Origin of the sequence: Citrobacter sp. S55_ASV_140, from assembly GCF_018919505.1 — a bacterium.
Classification (GTDB): domain Bacteria; phylum Pseudomonadota; class Gammaproteobacteria; order Enterobacterales; family Enterobacteriaceae; genus Citrobacter; species Citrobacter werkmanii.
Genome location: NZ_JAHLQZ010000014.1, coordinates 14,740 through 33,919, shown reverse-complemented (window position 1 = coordinate 33,919; position 19,180 = coordinate 14,740). Strand labels below are relative to the sequence as shown.

The 19,180-nt window shown below is 52.2% G+C and carries 12 protein-coding genes and 2 pseudogenes; 9 read left to right on the top strand and 5 right to left on the bottom strand.

Features of this window, described 5'->3' with window-relative positions; all coding sequences use genetic code 11:
* Positions 1 to 71: 71 nt before the first annotated feature.
* The 4 genes and pseudogenes from KQJ18_RS04345 to fdnG all read right to left on the bottom strand — a co-directional run.
* Positions 72 to 672, bottom strand: a pseudogene (locus KQJ18_RS04345) (inorganic diphosphatase); the annotation flags it as partial.
* 127 nt (positions 673 to 799) lie between these two features.
* Positions 800 to 1,456: a formate dehydrogenase-N subunit gamma gene (gene fdnI / locus KQJ18_RS04340; RefSeq protein ID WP_038640638.1), complete on the bottom strand. Its 657-nt coding sequence runs from the start codon at positions 1,454 to 1,456 to the stop codon at positions 800 to 802.
* On the bottom strand, positions 1,449 to 2,333 hold the full coding sequence (gene fdnH / locus KQJ18_RS04335) for a formate dehydrogenase N subunit beta (protein ID WP_038640640.1): 885 nt from the start codon (positions 2,331 to 2,333) through the stop codon (positions 1,449 to 1,451). Before fdnH ends, fdnI begins: the two co-directional genes overlap by 8 nt.
* A gap of 12 nt (positions 2,334 to 2,345) precedes the next feature.
* A complete protein-coding gene (fdnG, locus tag KQJ18_RS04330; RefSeq protein ID WP_216421527.1) occupies positions 2,346 to 5,393 on the bottom strand; it encodes a formate dehydrogenase-N subunit alpha in 3,048 nt (1,015 codons plus the stop codon).
* Positions 5,394 to 5,679: 286 nt separating this feature from the next.
* Between fdnG and yddG the strand changes: the two genes are divergently transcribed.
* The 3 genes from yddG (at position 5,680) to KQJ18_RS04315 (ending at position 8,625) form a co-directional block, all read left to right on the top strand.
* Entirely contained in the window at positions 5,680 to 6,561 is an 882-nt protein-coding gene (gene yddG / locus KQJ18_RS04325; protein WP_121529058.1) for an aromatic amino acid efflux DMT transporter YddG, read from the top strand.
* Positions 6,562 to 7,021: 460 nt separating this feature from the next.
* The gene (gene ompD, locus KQJ18_RS04320; protein WP_216421523.1) at positions 7,022 to 8,101 is read left to right on the top strand and encodes a porin OmpD; all 1,080 of its coding nucleotides are present in this window, start codon (positions 7,022 to 7,024) and stop codon (positions 8,099 to 8,101) included.
* Between the two features lie 143 nt (positions 8,102 to 8,244).
* Complete coding sequence (locus KQJ18_RS04315; protein ID WP_087856632.1) at positions 8,245 to 8,625, top strand: GFA family protein; 381 nt, start codon at positions 8,245 to 8,247, stop codon at positions 8,623 to 8,625.
* Here the strand turns inward: KQJ18_RS04315 and KQJ18_RS04310 are convergent, their stop codons facing one another.
* On the bottom strand, positions 8,626 to 10,113 hold the full coding sequence (locus tag KQJ18_RS04310) for an MFS transporter (protein ID WP_199979960.1): 1,488 nt from the start codon (positions 10,111 to 10,113) through the stop codon (positions 8,626 to 8,628).
* 117 nt (positions 10,114 to 10,230) lie between these two features.
* Here KQJ18_RS04310 and KQJ18_RS04305 point away from each other — a divergent pair, with 117 nt between their 5' ends.
* The 6 genes and pseudogenes from KQJ18_RS04305 to narI all read left to right on the top strand — a co-directional run bounded on the left by KQJ18_RS04305 (position 10,231) and on the right by narI (position 19,146).
* Complete coding sequence (locus KQJ18_RS04305) at positions 10,231 to 10,809, top strand: TetR family transcriptional regulator (protein ID WP_085048192.1); 579 nt, start codon at positions 10,231 to 10,233, stop codon at positions 10,807 to 10,809.
* A gap of 211 nt (positions 10,810 to 11,020) precedes the next feature.
* A complete protein-coding gene (locus tag KQJ18_RS04300) occupies positions 11,021 to 12,406 on the top strand; it encodes a NarK family nitrate/nitrite MFS transporter (protein WP_216421521.1) in 1,386 nt (461 codons plus the stop codon).
* An 86-nt stretch (positions 12,407 to 12,492) separates the two neighbouring features.
* Positions 12,493 to 16,233 carry a nitrate reductase subunit alpha gene (locus KQJ18_RS04295; RefSeq protein ID WP_216421517.1) on the top strand — a complete coding sequence of 1,247 codons (3,741 nt, stop codon included), beginning with the start codon at positions 12,493 to 12,495 and terminating at the stop codon, positions 16,231 to 16,233.
* Positions 16,230 to 17,774, top strand: a pseudogene (gene narH, locus KQJ18_RS04290) (nitrate reductase subunit beta). The gene KQJ18_RS04295 and the pseudogene narH overlap by 4 nt, the downstream one beginning before the upstream one ends.
* Complete coding sequence (gene narW / locus KQJ18_RS04285; protein WP_216421515.1) at positions 17,774 to 18,469, top strand: nitrate reductase molybdenum cofactor assembly chaperone; 696 nt, start codon at positions 17,774 to 17,776, stop codon at positions 18,467 to 18,469. Before narH ends, narW begins: the two are co-directional and overlap by 1 nt.
* Complete coding sequence (gene narI / locus KQJ18_RS04280; protein WP_038640663.1) at positions 18,466 to 19,146, top strand: respiratory nitrate reductase subunit gamma; 681 nt, start codon at positions 18,466 to 18,468, stop codon at positions 19,144 to 19,146. The genes narW and narI overlap by 4 nt, the downstream gene beginning before the upstream one ends.
* Positions 19,147 to 19,180 lie beyond the last annotated feature (34 nt).

The following is a 19,180-nucleotide window of genomic DNA, read 5'->3' as shown; positions in this document are numbered from 1 at the left end:
CGGATGGCGCAAGCTTATCCGGCCTACATCAGCAAAATGCGCCTGTAGGCCCGTCATCCGGCATGCCATGTATTACTGCGGTTTTTTCTCTTTCCAGGCATCCCAGGCCTGTTTGATCTCTTGCTTTGCCGTAGCGGCGTCGTTGAAACCGTTTAATTCTACCTTTTTGCGCCCTTCCGGCAGATCTTTGTACACGCGGAAGAAAGATTCCAGGCGTTGCACTTCAATCTTGGGCAGATCGCTCAACTCTTTGATGTCATCATAAGTCGGGTCAATTTTACTGGCCGGAACGGCGACAATTTTGTCGTCCTTTTCTCCGCCGTCGATCATCTTCAGCACGCCAATCGCGCGCAGCTTAATCAATGTTCCTGGGGCCAGTGGCGCACGGGTATAAAAAATGACGTCCAGCGGGTCGCCGTCACCGGCTAAAGATTGAGTCAACGAGCCGTAGTTGGCAGGATAGGCAACCGGCATTGACTGGAAGCGATCGGCAACGATAAAACCGGTTTTGGCGTCGGTTTCATATTTAATCATTCCACCTGCCGGGATTTCAGTTACGGCATAAAACTCTTCCGGGTTATTTTCCGGCTGAGGAAATTCGAGGATGTTCTGCGCCTGAGCGGACGCACAAAGAAACACGCTGACTGCGAGTAATTTTTTTACCAGATGCATTGTCTTTTAACTCTTCTATTATTAAAGACAACACCTTACGTTGAGCAGATGACAGAAACATGACGTTTTTTTGGCAAAAAAATGGCGCTACCGATGTAGCGCCATTACGTGGAGGTAACGTCAGGGATTAGTTAACCCCTTCCTCGCTCTCTTTTTTCGCTTCTTGTCTTTCGACTTCGCGATACCAGCGCGGGTGATGTTTCTTCGCCCAGCGACGGCTCACTTTCCCTTCGATCATGCCTTTAATAGAGCCTTTCACCCAGAATGCCATATACATATGGATGAGGATGGCGTGCATCAGGATAATGCCTGCCGCCGCATGGATCAGCAGGCTATAACGCACGACCTGCATCGGGAAGAACTGTGCAAAGTACGGACGCCAGATAATAATGCCGGTAATCAGCAGCACGAAAATCATGCTCATGATCGACCAGAACATCATTTTCTGTCCGGCGTTGTACTTGCCCACATCCGCCACTTTATGTTCATTGCCTTTCAGCACTTCCACAATGTTTTTCAGCCACGGAATATCTTTTTTATCCGGGATGTTGTGGTGAACAAAGCGTACAAACATGAACATTAACGCCACGAAGATCAGCAGCCCGAAGAACGGGTGCAAAATACGCCCCATCTGCGGCGTACCGAAAGTCTGCGTCAGCCATTGCAGAGTCGGGAAGAAAAATGAAATCCCCGACAGCGCCACCAGGAAGAAGCAGATCACCACCGTCCAGTGACAGGCGCGGTCGATAAACTTCGTGCGCACAATCATTTTCGACTTACTCATGATGATCCTCCTCGTCGTCGTCCACTTCCTTATTCGGACCAATACCAACGTAGTGGTAAATAAGTCCGGCGAAGGTGGCGATAAATCCGGCTGCGGCCAGTGGTTTCAGCGCCCCTTTCCACAGATTGATAGAGGTATCAATCTGCGGATCTTTCGGCAGGCCGTGGTACAGCTCCGGCTGGTTGGCATGATGCAGAACGTACATTACATGCGTCCCCCCCACACCTTCCGGGTTGTAGAGTCCGGCGTGTTCGAAACCGCGAGCTTTCAGTTTGGCCACCCGCTGTTCGCCCATTTCCAGCATTTCCTGCTTGGTGCCGAAATGTATTGCCCCTGTTGGACAGGTCTTGACGCAGGCAGGCTCCTGCCCGACGCTGACGCGGTCCACACACAGCGTACATTTATACACGCGGTTATCCTCTTTATTGAGGCGCGGAATATTAAATGGACACCCGGCAATACAGTAGCCGCAGCCAATGCAGTGCTCTGACTGGAAATCGACAATCCCGTTGGCGTACTGAATAATCGCCCCGGCAGACGGGCATGCCTTCAGGCAGCCCGGATCTTCACAGTGCATACAGCCGTCTTTACGAATTAGCCACTCAAGCTTGCCGTTCTGTTCGGTTTCGCTAAATCGCATCACCGTCCAGGATTTGGCGCTGAGATCGGCGGGGTTGTCATACACCCCGACGCAATGACCGACTTCATCGCGGATATCGTTCCACTCTGAACATGCCACCTGGCAGGCCTTACAGCCTATACAGGTGGACACATCGATCAGTTTCGCGACCTCTGCTTTGTAATCACGGGCCTGAGGCGGCGGCGTGATGGAGTTTGTTGCGGACCGTTTGATGATGTCCTGCGTTTCCATAGACATATATTCGCCCCCTTACGCCTTCTCGATGTTTACTAAAAACGCTTTGTATTCCGGCGTTTGCGAGTTTGCATCACCGACATTCGGCGTCAGGGTGTTGGCGATATAGCCTTTACGCGCGACTCCTTCAAAGCCCCAGTGGATCGGGATCCCAACCGTTTCAACCTGCTGACCGTTGACGTTCAGGGTACGCAGACGACGCGTAACCACCGCAACTGCGCGAATAAATCCACGCTTGCTGCTGACTTTCACGCGATCGCCGTTATTGATACCTTTCGCTGCCGCCAGCGTTTCGCTGATTTCCACAAACTGTTCTGGTTGAGCAATCGCATTCAGCAATGCGTGCTTGGTCCAGGTATGGAAGTGTTCGGTCAGACGATAAGTCGTCCCAACGTACGGGAAGTCCTGTTTGGTTCCCATGCGTAGCTTATCCGCCTCGTACAGACGGGCTGCCGGGTTGGAGATTACGTTCGGGTGCAGCGGGTTGGTACCCAGCGGCGTTTCCATTGGCTCGTAGTGTTCCGGGAACGGCCCTTCCGCCATCTTATCAATGGCGAACAGACGACCCAGACCTTCCGGCTGCATGATAAACGGATTGGTGCCGCTGCCAGGCGCCGCGGTGTTGAAGTCCGGGATGTCGTTCCCCGTCCACTTCGTACCGTTCCACTGGATCAGCATGCGTTTTGGATCCCACGGTTTACCCTGCGGATCCGCCGACGCGCGGTTATACAGAACGCGACGGTTCAGTGGCCATGCCCATGCCCAACCCAGCGTATTACCCAGCCCTGACGGGTCGGCGTTATCGCGGTTGGCCATCTGGTTGCCCTGCTCGGTCCAGCTACCGGTATAAATCCAGCAGGAAGATGAGGTTGTGCCATCATCACGCAGCAGCGCAAAGCTATTGAGCAACTGGCCTTTCTTCGCAATCAGCACACCGTTGGCATCATAGAGATCTTCCAGCGCATAGCCGTTGTTCTCTTTCGCCACTTCTTCTGAATGCGGTTCGTCCGGCTGCTTATAGTTCCAGCTCATTTTCAGTACAGGTTCTGCGGCTTTACCGCCCTCGGTGCGATACATATCGCGCAGACGGTGGTATATACCGGCCAGAATTTCGCCGTCGTTACGGGCTTCGCCCGGCGCGTCCTGACCTTTCCAGTGCCACTGCAACCAGCGACCGGAGTTGGCAATTGAACCGTCCTCTTCCGCAAAGCAGGTTGACGGCAAACGGAAGACTTCGGTCTGGATAGATGCCGGATCAACGTCGTTTGATTCGCCGTGGTTTTGCCAGAACGTTGAAGTTTCTGTCACCAGCGGATCGATAACGACCAGATACTTCAGTTTGCTCAGGGACTGCACCACTTTGTTTTTGTCCGGGAAGGACGCAACCGGGTTAAAGCCCTGACAGATGTAACCGGTGACTTTTCCGCTGTCCATCATGTTGAAGTATTTGATCACGTCGTAGGACTGATCCCACTTCGGCAACCACTCAAAGCCCCAGTCATTCTCTTTCTGCGCCGCATTGCCGTAGAAAGATTTCATCAGGCTAACGAAAAACTTCGGATAGTTGCCCCAGTAGTTAACCTGATCGGCCAACGTCGCTTTTGGCGTGTTCGCGGCCAGATAGGTTTGCAGATCTGTCTGTTTTTCTGACGGTAGCGTCAGGTAGCCCGGCAGACTGGTAGAGAGCAGTCCTAAGTCGGTTAACCCCTGAATGTTGGAGTGACCGCGCAAGGCGTTGACACCGCCGCCGGCCATCCCCATATTGCCGAGCAGCAGCTGGATCATCGCCATGGCGCGGATGTTTTGCGCCCCGACGGTATGCTGCGTCCAGCCCAGCGCATACAGGAACGTGGTTGTACGATCGGCTGCGCTGGTGGAAGCCAGCACTTCGCAGACTTTCAGGAAGTCCTCTTTTGGCGTACCGCAGATATTTTCCACCACATCTGGCGTGTAACGGGATACATGCTGTTTCAGCAGGTTCCACACGCAGCGCGGATGACTTAATGTTTCATCGCGTTTGGCGTAGCCGTTTTCATCGAACTGATAGTTCCAGGACGATTTATCATACTGACGTTTTTTCGCGTCATACCCGCTGAACAGACCCTCTTCGAAAGCAAAATCATCCCGCACCAGCAGGCTGGCGTTGGTGTAATGCTTAACGTATTCAGCGTTGATTTTGTTATTTTCAATCAGGTACAGCAAAACGCCGGACAGGAACGTAATGTCCGTGCCGGAACGAATCGGTGCGTAAATATCCGCCACCGAGGCTGTACGTGTAAAACGTGGGTCAACAACAATCAGCGTGGCGTCATTGTTGTTTTTAGCTTCCATCGCCCAGCGGAATCCCACCGGATGTGCTTCAGCGGCGTTACCGCCCATCACCATCACGACGTTAGCATTTTTAATATCAACCCAGTGGTTGGTCATCGCACCGCGACCAAATGTTGGAGCAAGACTTGCTACCGTTGGTCCGTGTCAGACGCGCGCCTGGTTGTCTACTGCCAGCATGCCGAGTGAGCGCACAAATTTTTGCGTCAGCATGCCGGTTTCATTACTTGCTGCAGATGCGCACAGCATCCCGGTGGAAAGCCAGCGGTTAACCGTTACGCCCTGCTCATTTTTCTCAATAAAGTTGGCGTCACGGTCAGTTTTCATCAGCTTCGCGATGCGGGAGAAAGCTTCATCCCAGCTGATACGCTGCCATTTGTCGGAACCAGGAGCGCGATATTCCGGGTAACGCAGACGGTTTTCACTGTGTACGTAATCCAGTAATCCTGCGCCCTTAGGACATAATGCCCCCCGGCTCACCGGATGATCCGGATCCCCTTCAATATGGTAAATCGACTCTTTGGCGTTTTTTGCTCCATCACCCAGGCTATACATTAATAGCCCGCAACCTACGGAACAGTATGTGCAGGTGTTTCGGATCTCTTTGGCGCGTAATAACTTATAGTTTCGTGCCTGAGCCAGTGCCATTTTGGGTGCAAAACCCAGAGCGGCTACTGTTGTTCCCGCCATACCGCCCGCGCAGATTTTAAAAAATTGTCTGCGGCTGACGTCCATTGCTTTCCTCTTTTTTGCAGGGATTCGTACAAGAAATCTCTCAAAGTGCGTAATCGAGGCAGCCTGAAAGATGACATGTACAACTTCGCGACGAAACTATCAGCTATATCCATATTTTTTTTGCGTCAAATCAAAAACGAAACGGTTCCGCTACTAAATAGTGCACTTTGTTTAACCCTTGTACCCATAAGGAGGTATGCAAAAGGTAATTAATTAGCGTGCTACGGTGTAAAAGTGCTATAAATTTCAGCTTATTTTTTGCCAGTGGTATGAACAGAGAAACAGAATGACAAAACAAAAAGCAACGTTAATTGGTCTGATTGCCATCGTACTCTGGAGCACGATGGTTGGACTTATTCGGGGAGTGAGTGAGGGACTGGGACCTGCTGGCGGCGCAGCGATGATTTTTTCATTAAGCGGCCTGTTGCTCATATTTACCGTCGGATTTCCAAATATCAGAAAAATTCCTGTTCGCTATTTAATCGCCGGTAGCGTGCTTTTTGTTAGCTATGAAATTTGTTTAGCACTGGCCCTGGGTTATGCCGCTACCCGTCATCAGGCTATTGAAGTCGGGATGGTAAATTATCTCTGGCCAAGCCTGACGATATTGTTCGCCATATTATTTAATGGTCAAAAATCAACCTGGCTGGTCATTCCTGGATTAATTATCGCATTGACCGGTGTTTGTTGGGTATTAGGTGGTGAAAATGGCCTCAATCCTGGCGAAATTATCAGCAATGTTGCCAGTAGTCCGCTCAGTTATTTTCTCGCCTTTCTGGGGGCTTTTATCTGGGCCACATATTGCACAGTGACCAATAAATATGCAAAAGGCTTTAACGGCATCACGGTGTTCGTCTTACTGACAGCCGCAAGTCTGTGGGTTTACTATTTTGTCACCCCTCAGCCGGAAATGGTTTTCAGCACTCCGGTGACGATTAAAATGTTCACTGCAGCATTAACGTTAGGATTTGCCTATGCTGCGTGGAATATTGGTATTTTGCACGGTAATGTCACCATTATGGCGGTGGGTTCTTATTTTACTCCCGTACTGTCCTCCGCGCTTGCCGCCGTGCTACTCAGCGCCCCGCTATCACTTTCTTTCTGGCAAGGCGCGCTGATGGTTTGCGCTGGCTCGTTACTTTGCTGGTTGGCAACGCGCCGCGCCTGAAAAAAAACCGGGTTTTATCACAAATAAATAAAATCCGGCTATACTTTAGCCAGGCTGATGGATAATTATTGCGCATTGCACTTGTGTTTTTTGTTTATATTTGTTTAATTAAATGTTAAATATATGATTATTAGTTAACGCGTGAAAGTATTTCATGTTTATCTATAACCCTCCGCATGTATATATTATACAAGCGAAACTAACGCCATTTAAACCATAGCTGCCATAATAGTCCCCTGCGTAAATATATCTCATCATATTTGTCACATATTAAGATTAATACAATCAGCTGTATTATGTAGATCTGGATCACACAACTTCAAATATTTCGCAATATTATGAAACTTATTATTGAACTTATACCACTGCGTCATTTAAAAATGGTTTGCCATTGACGAACCCCTTCGTTTAGCAATGGTTTAGGAAACACACCAAGAAAAAATTATAAGGATTATTTAGAATGAAACTTAAATTAGTTGCAGTGGCAGTGACTAGCCTGTTGGCGGCAGGTGCAGTAAACGCGGCTGAGGTATATAACAAAGACGCAAACAAACTGGATATCTACGGTAAAGTTCACGCTCAGCATTATTTCTCTGATGACACCAGCAGCGATGGCGACAAAACCTACGCACGTCTGGGCTTCAAAGGCGAAACTCAGATCAATGACCAACTGGTTGGTTTTGGTCAGTGGGAATATGAATTCAAAGGCAACCGTTCTGAAGATCAGGGTTCCGAAGCAGACAAAACCCGTCTGGCATTCGCTGGCCTGAAATTCGCTGAATACGGTTCTTTCGACTACGGTCGTAACTACGGCGTAGCTTACGACATCGGCGCATGGACCGACGTTCTGCCAGAGTTCGGTGGCGATACCTGGACCCAGACTGACGTATTCATGACTCAGCGTGCTACCGGCGTTGCAACCTACCGTAACACCGATTTCTTCGGTCTGGTTGAAGGTCTGAACTTTGCTGCTCAGTATCAGGGCAAAAATGACCGTAGCAAAGACAAAGAAGCTAATGGCGACGGTTTCGGTCTGTCTTCTACTTACGAGTATGAAGGCTTCGGCGTAGGTGCTACCTATGCGAAATCTGACCGTACTGACTCTCAGAGCAGTGCTGGCAGCGCGTTCAAAGCTGACGGTAAAAACGCTGAAGTATGGGCTGCTGGTCTGAAATATGATGCGAACAACATCTACCTGGCAACCACCTACTCCGAAACCCGCAACATGACCACCTATGGTTCTAAAGTTAACGGTATCGCTGATAAAGCACAGAACTTTGAAGCTGTTGCTCAGTACCAGTTCGACTTCGGTCTGCGTCCGTCCGTTGCTTACCTGAAATCTAAAGGTAAAGACATCAATGGTTACGGCGACCAGGATCTGGTTGAATACGTTGACCTGGGTGCTACCTACTACTTCAACAAAAACATGTCTACCTTCGTTGATTACAAAATCAACCTGCTGGATGACAACGACTTCACCCGCACTGCCGGTGTAAGCACTGACAACATCGTGGCTGTTGGTCTGAACTACCAGTTCTAATTTTGTTGTAGTCTGAATACAAAGCCAGTCCTTTCGGGGCTGGCTTTTTCTCTTGATGTAGTCTCGGTCATAAGGAGTATGCCGTGCAGACGTTCACTGGTCGTTGTCTTTGCGGACAGAGTCATTTTACCGTTGACGTCGAAATGCTGGATGTCTATGCCTGCCACTGTACGTTGTGTCAGAAATGGTCGGGTGGCATCGCTATGTATCTGGAGGCCAGCGCTCATCCGCAGATGTCGCCGGATTCAGCCCAACCCTCACACTTTCCTTCTTCAAATCGTGGTGAACGTTTCTTCTGTTCCGGCTGTGGGTGCCCGCTGTGGTTTACCCTGACGGGTAGCGAACGCTATTTTGTGCCGTGGACGCTACTGGAACTTAACGAGGTAGATCGCCGCCGCCTGGTGTTAGCGGCAGAAATCTATACGGAAACTCAACCTGCATTCTGGAGACTGACGGGGCAATACGCTCGCTTGAGTGGAAAAGAAGTCGAAGAGATGGATTACCCCTGTCATTTAGCCCACTAGTTATTGACGCTGTAGCTTTGCCAGACTGAACCACATCCCTATCGCTAATACGATAAGCATACTGCCAGCGCTGCTTAAGGCCACGCTATGTGACCAGGTAAAGGCTTCTCTGGCAGCCGCCAGCAATGCCTCACTCAGCGACGACGGGAGCGAATGCGCAAGTTGCACCGCTTCACCCATTGATGATGAGGCGCGCTCTATCTCCTGCGGATTAAGTCCGGCAGGTGGCAGAATCGAGGCAGAAAAGCTACGGCTCAACAGTAAGCCAAAGATAGCGATGCCAAGCCCAGCGCCAAGTTCATAAGCCATCGTCTCAATGGCGCCAGCCGCTGCCGCTTTTTCTGCCGGGGCTGCTGCCATGATTGCCGCAGTTGAGGCCAAAAGCGCACTTGCCGCGCTGAATCCGAGCAAGGCCATCAATATCCACGCCTGTATTTGCTGCGTACTGAAATCCGTCATCGCCAGACCGTAAAAACTGACGGCGCTAAGCGCCATACCCGCCGTTGCCACACAACGTAATCCCAGACGTGACACCAACATGCCGGCAATGGGGCCGCTGAAACCACTTGCCAGCATCACCGGCAGCATAAACAGACCGGCCTGATACGGCGTCAAACCGTGCACAAACTGGAGCTCCTGAGCCATCAGCAATTCGAAACCAACCAGCGTAATCATCGCGGTCATCGCCATTACTACGCCACTTAAGATAATGCGATGCGTGAACAGCCGCATATCAATCATTGGCCGGGTAGCCGCTAGCTGGATACGGACAAACTGCCCCAACAGCAATGCTCCGGTTAACAATGTCAGCACGATGGCAGTGGTCGCCATATGACCTTTCAGGGCGGTTTTGGCGCTATAGACCAGCAGCAGAATAGCGACAATCAGCATTATCGCATGACCAAAATTTAACGATTGATCGCGACGTCCAGCCTGGCGTGGCACGAAACGAGCCGTCAATGCCATTACCACCACAACAATAGGCACATTGATTAAGAACACGGATCCCCAATAGAAGTGCTCCAGCAGTATGCCGCCTACTAATGGCCCAAACGCCGCGCCGCCGGAACCGACAGCGGCCCAGACGCCGAGCGCCATATTGCGATGACGCTGTTCGGCAAAGGTGGCGCGAATACCCGCGAGCGTAGCCGGAACAATCATCGCCGCCCCGATCGCTAATACCGCCCGCGTGGCAATCAGCCAACTGGCGCTGTGGGCAAACGCAGCGGCCAGCGATGCCAGGCCAAATACCCCCCCGCCCAACAGCAGCAGACGTTTAAAACCGATGCGATCGCCCAATGCCCCCATTGGCAACACCATGCCAGCCATGACCAGCGAATAAATATCAATAATCCACAGCAGCTCGTTACCACTGGCACCCAGCGTCATACTCAGCGTGGGCGCGGCAACGTGCAGCACCGTTGCATCAATCGCAACAGGGATGTAGACCAGTACAATAATGACTAACGTTAACCACTGACGAAACATAAAACTCCCTAACAAAACCGAAACTGGACACATGTCCAGCTTTAGCGATCCTACGGAAAATTGAACGTATGTCCAACTTTTTGTTAGACTGCGTGCTATAGAGATACAGGAGGAATGATGAGCTATCTGAACCGGGATGAACGTCGGGAAGTGATTCTGCAAGCGGCGATGCGCGTTGCACTGGAAGAAGGGTTTACTGCCATGACCGTACGACGTATAGCGGCGGAAGCCCATGTGGCGACGGGTCAGGTGCATCATCACTTTTCCTCTGCCGGTGAACTCAAGTCACAGGCTTTTGTGCGCCTGATCCGTACCCTGCTTGATGCTGAACTGGTCAGCGAAAACGCCAGTTTTCGGGAACGGCTGCATGCCATGCTGGGCAGCGAAGATGGCGGGTTCGAACCCCATATCAGGCTGTGGCGTGAAGCACAGGTGCTGGCAGATAAAGATCCTGAGATCAAAAGCGCCTATCTGCTGACCATGCGGATGTGGCATGAGGAAACGGCTAACATCATCACTCAGGGACAGAAAGCCGGTGAGTTTTTATCCACCCCAGATGCCGCCGATGTCGCATGGCGTTTAATCGCAGTGGTCTGCGGCCTGGATGGTATGTATGTGTTGGGCATAGAGGAAATGGCCGATCCCGCTTTCGAGCACCACCTGGATCGTATGATTACGCTGGAGTTATTTAGTTGATGTTATAGATGAACAAACAATACATCATTTAAGTTTACAATTAGTAACACTTAACCAACCTGTAATTCTCCCCTTATCCCGCGTTATTGCGCTTTTTTATCTATTCTTTCAGTCAATATTCCCAAAACCTTTCAATAGTTTCTAAAAAGAAGCCGCGCGGCCTGTATGCGTTTATTTCTTTTTCATGAACGGCATGTGCATGGAGAATAATATGTCATCATTAAATGAGAAAAATAATCGTTATCTTTTGACTGACTGGAAACCAGAAAACCCTGCCTTTTGGGAAAACAAAGGCAAGCACATTGCTCGTAGAAATCTTTGGATATCAGTAAGTTGCCTTTTGCTTGCCTTCTGCGTCTGGATGCTGTTTAGCGCCGTAGCCGTCAATCTGAATAAAATTGGTTTTAATTTCACCACCGATCAACTGTTTTTATTAACGGCATTACCCTCCCTTTCTGGTGCAATATTGCGCGTTCCCTACTCCTTTATGGTACCTATATTTGGCGGTCGCCGTTGGACCATTTTTAGCACGATTATTCTGGTTATTCCCTGCGTCTGGCTGGGATTTGCCGTGCAAAATACCGCTACTCCGTTTGGAGTATTTATTATTATTGCGCTGATGTGCGGTTTTGCTGGCGCTAACTTTGCCTCCAGCATGGGCAATATTAGTTTTTTCTTCCCCAAAGCAAAGCAAGGCAGCGCGCTGGGCGTTAACGGCGGTCTTGGCAACCTCGGCGTCAGCGTGATGCAGTTGATCGCGCCGCTGGTGATTTTTCTGCCCATATTTACCTTTTTGGGCGTCCAGGGCGTACCGCAAGCTGATGGCTCGTTATTGTCGCTGGTCAATGCCGCATGGATTTGGGTTCCACTTCTGCTAATAGCCACCCTGGCGGCAGGTATGGGAATGAATGATATTGCCAGTTCGAAGGCTTCTATTGCTTCCCAGTTACCGGTCCTCAAGCGTTTTCACTTGTGGTTGTTAAGCCTGCTGTATCTTGCAACTTTCGGGTCATTTATCGGCTTTTCGGCGGGCTTTGCCATGCTGGCGAAAACGCAATTTCCTGACGTGGATATTCTGCAACTGGCGTTCTTCGGCCCCTTCATCGGCGCGCTTGCGCGATCGGCGGGCGGCGTCATCTCTGACAAGTTCGGCGGTGTACGCGTCACGTTAATTAACTTCATCTTTATGGCACTGTTCAGCGCCCTGCTGTTTCTTACTCTGCCGGGGTCCGGTGAAGGAAACTTTGTCGCCTTCTATCTGGTGTTTATGGGGCTGTTCCTGACCGCGGGTCTGGGAAGCGGGTCGACCTTCCAGATGATTGCGGTGATCTTTCGCAAAATAACGATTTACCGGGTGAAACTGCGCGGTGGTACAGAGGAACAGGCCCAGCGTGAAGCGGTAACCGACACCGCCGCCGCGCTTGGATTCATCTCAGCCATTGGCGCTGTGGGCGGCTTCTTCATCCCCAAAGCGTTTGGTTCATCCCTGGCGCTAACCGGCTCTCCGGTGGGGGCTATGAAAATATTTTTGGTGTTTTACATCGTCTGTGTGCTGGTGACCTGGCTGGTCTATGGCCGTAAATCACAAAAAAAATAACGAAATGGATACCGCTGGATCGGACATTCAGGCAGGCCTGGTGTGCGATTCATCGTCGGCAATATTATCGAAGCAGGAGTTATGTCATGAGTAAACTGTTAGATCGCTTTCGCTACTTTAAACAAAAGGGCGATACGTTTGCCGAGGGGCATGGGCAAGTGATGCACACCAATCGGGACTGGGAAGACAGTTATCGTCAGCGCTGGCAGTTCGATAAAATTGTGCGCTCTACCCACGGCGTGAACTGTACCGGCTCATGTAGCTGGAAAATCTACGTCAAAAACGGACTGGTGACCTGGGAAACGCAGCAAACTGACTACCCGCGCACCCGCCCTGACCTGCCAAATCATGAACCCCGCGGCTGTCCGCGCGGCGCCAGCTACTCCTGGTATCTTTACAGCGCCAACCGCCTGAAATATCCGTTAGTGCGTAAACGTTTGATCGAACTGTGGCGCGACGCCCTGACCCGCCAGTCCGACCCGGTGCTGGCCTGGGAATCGATTATGAACGACCCGCAAAAATGCCAGAGCTACAAGCAGGTACGCGGTCGCGGTGGTTTTATCCGTTCTAGCTGGAAAGAACTTAATCAGTTGATTGCCGCCGCCAACGTCTGGACGGTAAAGACCTACGGCCCGGATCGCGTGGCCGGATTTTCACCTATTCCGGCAATGTCGATGGTCTCCTATGCCGCAGGCACGCGTTATCTTTCCCTTCTTGGCGGCACCTGCCTGAGCTTTTATGACTGGTATTGCGACTTACCGCCTGCGTCGCCAATGACCTGGGGCGAACAGACCGACGTTCCTGAATCCGCCGACTGGTATAACTCCAGTTATATTATTGCCTGGGGTTCTAACGTCCCACAGACCCGTACGCCTGACGCGCACTTTTTTACCGAAGTGCGCTACAAAGGCACTAAAACCATTGCCATTACGCCAGACTACTCGGAAGTCGCCAAACTGTGCGACCAGTGGCTGGCACCAAAACAAGGCACCGACAGCGCGCTGGCGATGGCCATGGGCCACGTCATCCTGAAAGAGTTCCACCTCGACAGGCCCAGCGACTACTTCCTCAATTACTGCCGCCGCTATACCGATATGCCAATGCTGGTTCTGCTGGAGGCACGCGAAGACGGCAGCTACGTGCCTGGACGTATGATGCGCGCTTCAGACCTTGTTGACGGTCTGGGCGAAAGCAACAATCCGGAGTGGAAAACCGTGGCCTTTAACAGCGACGGTGAGCTGGTCGTGCCGAATGGCTCCATCGGCTTTCGCTGGGGGGAGACGGGCAAATGGAACCTCGAGTCGTTGGCCGCAGGGGCAGAAACAGAACTTTCCCTCTCGTTGCTGGGTCAGCATGATGACGTGGCGGGGGTAGCATTCCCCTACTTTGGCGGTAACGAAAACCCGCATTTTCGCAGCGTCAAACAAGAACCTGTGCTGGTACGGCAACTTCCGGTAAAACGCCTCACCCTCGTCGATGGCCGCAGTTGTCCGGTAGTGAGCGTTTATGATCTGGTGCTGGCGAATTATGGCCTCGATCGTGGTCTGGATGACGTTCATAGCGCACAAGATTACAGTGAAGTGAAAGCCTACACCCCGGCCTGGGGGGAACAAATCACCGGCGTGCCACGACGTCATATCGAACAAATCGCCAGAGAGTTTGCCGATACGGCACACAAAACTCATGGCCGGTCGATGATCATCCTCGGGGCTGGCGTTAATCACTGGTATCACATGGATATGAACTACCGTGGCATGATTAACATGCTGGTGTTCTGTGGCTGCGTGGGGCAAAGCGGCGGTGGCTGGGCGCACTATGTGGGTCAGGAGAAACTGCGTCCGCAAACCGGCTGGTTACCGCTGGCGTTTGCGCTGGACTGGAACCGCCCGCCGCGTCAGATGAACAGCACTTCTTTTTTCTACAACCACTCCAGCCAGTGGCGTTATGAAAAACTCACCGCGCAGGAGCTCCTCTCTCCGCTAGCCGACGCGTCGAAATTTAGCGGGCATTTAATCGACTTTAACGTACGCGCCGAAAGAATGGGCTGGCTGCCGTCCGCCCCGCAGCTTAACCTCAACCCATTGACCGTGAAAGCGAAGGCTGAACAGGCTGGTTTGTCTCCTGTGGAATACACCGCACAAGCGCTGAAATCGGGTGATATCCGTTTTGCCTGCGAGCAGCCGGACAGCGGCCACAACCATCCGCGCAACCTCTTTGTCTGGCGCTCTAACCTGCTCGGCTCCTCCGGTAAAGGGCATGAATACATGCTCAAATATTTGCTGGGTACCGAAAGCGGGATCCAGGGAGAAGCGCTCGGTTCAAGCGAGGGCATTAAACCTGAAGAGGTGGAATGGCAGGCTGCGGCGATTGAAGGCAAGCTTGATCTGCTGGTCACGCTCGATTTCCGTATGTCCAGTACCTGTCTGTTCTCCGATATCGTTCTGCCGACCGCCACCTGGTACGAAAAAGATGATATGAACACCTCGGATATGCATCCGTTTATTCACCCGCTGTCGGCGGCGGTCGATCCGGCGTGGGAATCGAAGAGCGACTGGGAAATCTATAAAGGCATCGCCAAAGTGTTCTCGGAGGTCTGTGTCGGGCACCTTGGGCAAGAAACCGATGTCGTCCTGCAACCGCTGCAACACGACTCACCAGCAGAACTGGCGCAGCCGTTTGACATCCTCGACTGGCGCAAAGGCGAATGCGATCTTGTTCCAGGAAAAACTGCGCCTAATATCGCCGTCGTGGAGCGTGACTACCCTGCCACTTACGAACGTTTTACCTCGCTCGGCCCGCTAATGGACAAACTCGGAAATGGTGGCAAAGGTATCTCCTGGAATACCCAGACCGAGGTCGATTTCCTCGGCAAGCTGAACTACACCAAACGCGAAGGTCCGGCGAAAGGTCGACCGCTGATCGACACCGCACTGGATGCGTCGGAGGTGATCCTCGCCCTGGCGCCGGAAACCAACGGTCAGGTGGCGGTCAAAGCCTGGGAAGCGCTGGGCGCCATGACCGGACGCGACCATACGCATCTGGCGTTGAACAAAGAAGATGAGAAGATCCGTTTTCGCGATATTCAGGCGCAGCCGCGCAAAATTATCTCCAGCCCTACCTGGTCCGGTCTTGAAAGCGAACATGTCTCCTATAACGCAGGCTATACCAACGTCCACGAGCTGATCCCATGGCGCACCCTGTCCGGTCGCCAGCAGTTGTATCAGGATCACGCGTGGATGCGTGCATTTGGTGAAAGCCTGGTGGCCTACCGTCCGCCTATCGACACCCGCAGCGTTAGCGAAATGCGCGACGTTCCGCCTAACGGTTTCCCGGAAAAAGCGCTCAATTTCCTGACGCCGCATCAGAAATGGGGGATCCACTCCACCTACAGCGAAAACCTGCTGATGCTGACGCTGTCGCGCGGCGGCCCCATCGTCTGGATCAGCGAGACCGATGCCAAAGAGTTGGGTATTGAAGATAACGACTGGATCGAAGCCTTTAACGCCAATGGCGCGCTTACCGCCCGTGCGGTAGTGAGTCAGCGCGTGCCACCGGGAATGACCATGATGTATCACGCTCAGGAACGAATCATGAACATTCCCGGCTCAGAAGTCACCGGGATGCGTGGCGGGATCCATAACTCGGTCACCCGCGTTTGCCCGAAACCGACGCATATGATCGGTGGCTATGCGCAGTTGGCGTACAGCTTTAACTATTACGGTACGGTCGGCTCTAACCGCGATGAGTTCATCATGATTAGAAAAATGAAAAATATTAACTGGCTGGATGATGAAGGTCGCGATCAGGTACAGGAGGCGAAAAAATGAAAATACGCTCACAGGTAGGCATGGTTCTTAATCTTGACAAGTGTATCGGCTGCCACACCTGCTCCGTCACCTGTAAAAATGTCTGGACCGGGCGCGAAGGGATGGAATATGCATGGTTTAACAACGTCGAGACCAAACCAGGCATTGGTTATCCGAAAAACTGGGAAGATCAGGAAGAGTGGCAAGGCGGCTGGGTTCGCGATGTCAACGGCAAGATAAGACCGCGTCTGGGCGGCAAGATGGGGGTGATTACCAAAATATTCGCCAACCCGGTGATCCCGCAAATCGATGATTACTATGAACCGTTTACCTACGATTATCAGCATCTGCATAGCGCACCGGAAGGCAAAAACCAGCCCACTGCGCGTCCACGTTCTTTGATCGACGGTAAACGGATGGACAAGATTATCTGGGGCCCCAACTGGGAAGAGCTGCTCGCCGGCGAGTTCTCAAAACGCGCCCGTGACCGAAACTTCGAGAAAATGCAGAAGGAGATGTACGGTCAGTTCGAAAACACCTTCATGATGTATTTACCGCGACTCTGTGAACACTGTCTGAACCCAAGCTGTGTCGCCACCTGCCCGAGTGGTGCCATCTATAAGCGTGAGGAAGACGGCATTGTGCTGATCGACCAGGACAAATGCCGCGGTTGGCGTTTGTGTATCAGCGGTTGTCCATACAAGAAAATCTATTTTAACTGGAAGAGCGGTAAGTCAGAGAAGTGCATTTTCTGTTACCCGCGTATTGAGTCCGGCCAGCCGACGGTATGTTCGGAAACCTGCGTTGGGCGTATCCGTTATCTCGGTGTATTGCTGTACGACGCCGACCGCATCGAGGAAGCGGCCAGTACCGAGCATGAGACCGACCTGTATGAGCGTCAGTGAGATGTGTTCCTCAATCCGCACGATCCGGCGGTCATCGAAGAGGCGTTAAAACAAGGCATTCCACAGAATGTTATCGACGCAGCCCAACGTTCGCCGGTCTACAAAATGGCAATGGACTGGAAGCTGGCGCTGCCGTTACATCCTGAGTATCGCACTCTGCCGATGGTCTGGTATGTGCCGCCGTTGTCACCGATTCAGTCGGTCGCTGATGCCGGTGGCCTGCCGCACAATGGCAATATTTTACCGGCGGTGGAATCACTGCGTATCCCGGTACAGTACCTCGCCAATATGCTAAGCGCTGGCGATACCGCCCCGGTACTACGCGCGCTCAAACGCATGATGGCGATGCGCCACTATATGCGCTCACAAACCGTCGAAGGCGTGACGGATACCCGCGCCATTGAGGAAGTCGGTCTGACCGTCGAGCAGGTAGAGGAGATGTATCGCTATCTGGCTATCGCCAACTATGAAGACCGCTTCGTGATCCCGACCAGCCACCGTGAAATGGCGCGCGACGCTTTCCCGGAGAAAAACGGTTGTGGTTTCACCTTTGGCGACGGCTGTCACGGTTCGGATACCAAGTTCAACCTGTTTAACAGCAGCCGTATTGATGCCATCGACATTACCGAAGTGCGCGATAAAGCGGAGGGTGAATAATGCAAATCCTCAAGGTTATCGGACTGCTGATGGAATATCCGGACGAACTGCTGTGGGAGTGTAAAGACGACGCGCTGGCGCTGGTGTCCAGCGATGCCCCAATGCTTATCGAATTTAGCCAGGCACTGCTCAATGCGCCATTACTGGATAAGCAAGCCGAATGGTGCGAGGTGTTTGAACGGGGGCGTGCCACCTCACTGCTGTTGTTCGAACATGTCCATGCCGAGTCGCGTGATCGCGGCCAGGCGATGGTTGATCTGCTGGCGCAGTACGAAAAGGTCGGGCTCCAGCTAAACTGCCGCGAGCTGCCGGATCATCTACCGTTGTATCTGGAGTATTTAAGCGTGCTGCCGGAGGCCCAGGCCAAAGAAGGTTTACAGAATGTCGCCCCCATTCTGGCACTGCTTGGCGGTCGCTTAAAACAGCGCGATACGCCGTGGTATCAGTTGTTTGACGCCCTGCTGCTGCTTGCCGGTAGTCCTCTTTCAAGTGACAGTGTCACCAGGCAGGTTGGCGCAGAAACACGTGACGATACCCGTCAGGCCCTGGATGCGGTCTGGGAAGAGGAACAGGTGAAGTTTATCGAAGATAACGCCACCGCTTGTGACAGTTCACCGTTACAAAACTATCAACGACGCTTTAGCCAGGACGTGGCGCCGCAGTATGTCGACGTCAGCGCGGGAGGTCCGAAATGATACAGTATCTGAACGTCTTCTTTTACGATATCTACCCGTATCTGTGCGGCACGGTGTTTATCCTCGGCAGTTGGTTGCGTTACGACTACGGGCAATACACCTGGCGCGCCTCTTCCAGTCAAATGCTGGACAAACGCGGTATGGTGTTATGGTCAAACTTGTTCCATATCGGCATTCTGGGGATTTTTTTCGGTCACCTGTTTGGCATGCTGACCCCGCACTGGATGTATGCCTGGTTCCTGCCGATTGCGGTGAAACAGCAAATGGCAATGATTCTCGGCGGTGTCTGCGGCGTGTTAACGCTGGTTGGGGGCGCGGGTTTGCTGGTGCGCCGTCTGACGAATCCACGCATTCGCGCAACATCATCCACCGCTGATATTCTGATCCTGTGCATTCTGCTGGTTCAATGCATTCTCGGCTTAACCACTATTCCGTTCTCCGCACAACACCCTGACGGTAGTGAAATGCTGAAACTGGTCGGTTGGGCGCAGTCGGTGGTGACTTTCCAGGGGGGCGCATCTGCGCATCTGGATGGCGTGGCGCCGATATTCCGTGCCCATCTGGTGTTAGGCATGACGATATTCCTACTGTTTCCATTCACACGTCTTGTACACGTGTGGAGTGCGCCGTTTGAGTACTTCACCCGCCGCTATCAAATTGTGCGCTCGCGCCGCTAATTGACTCTGATGCCTGGTGGCCTAAGCGCCACCA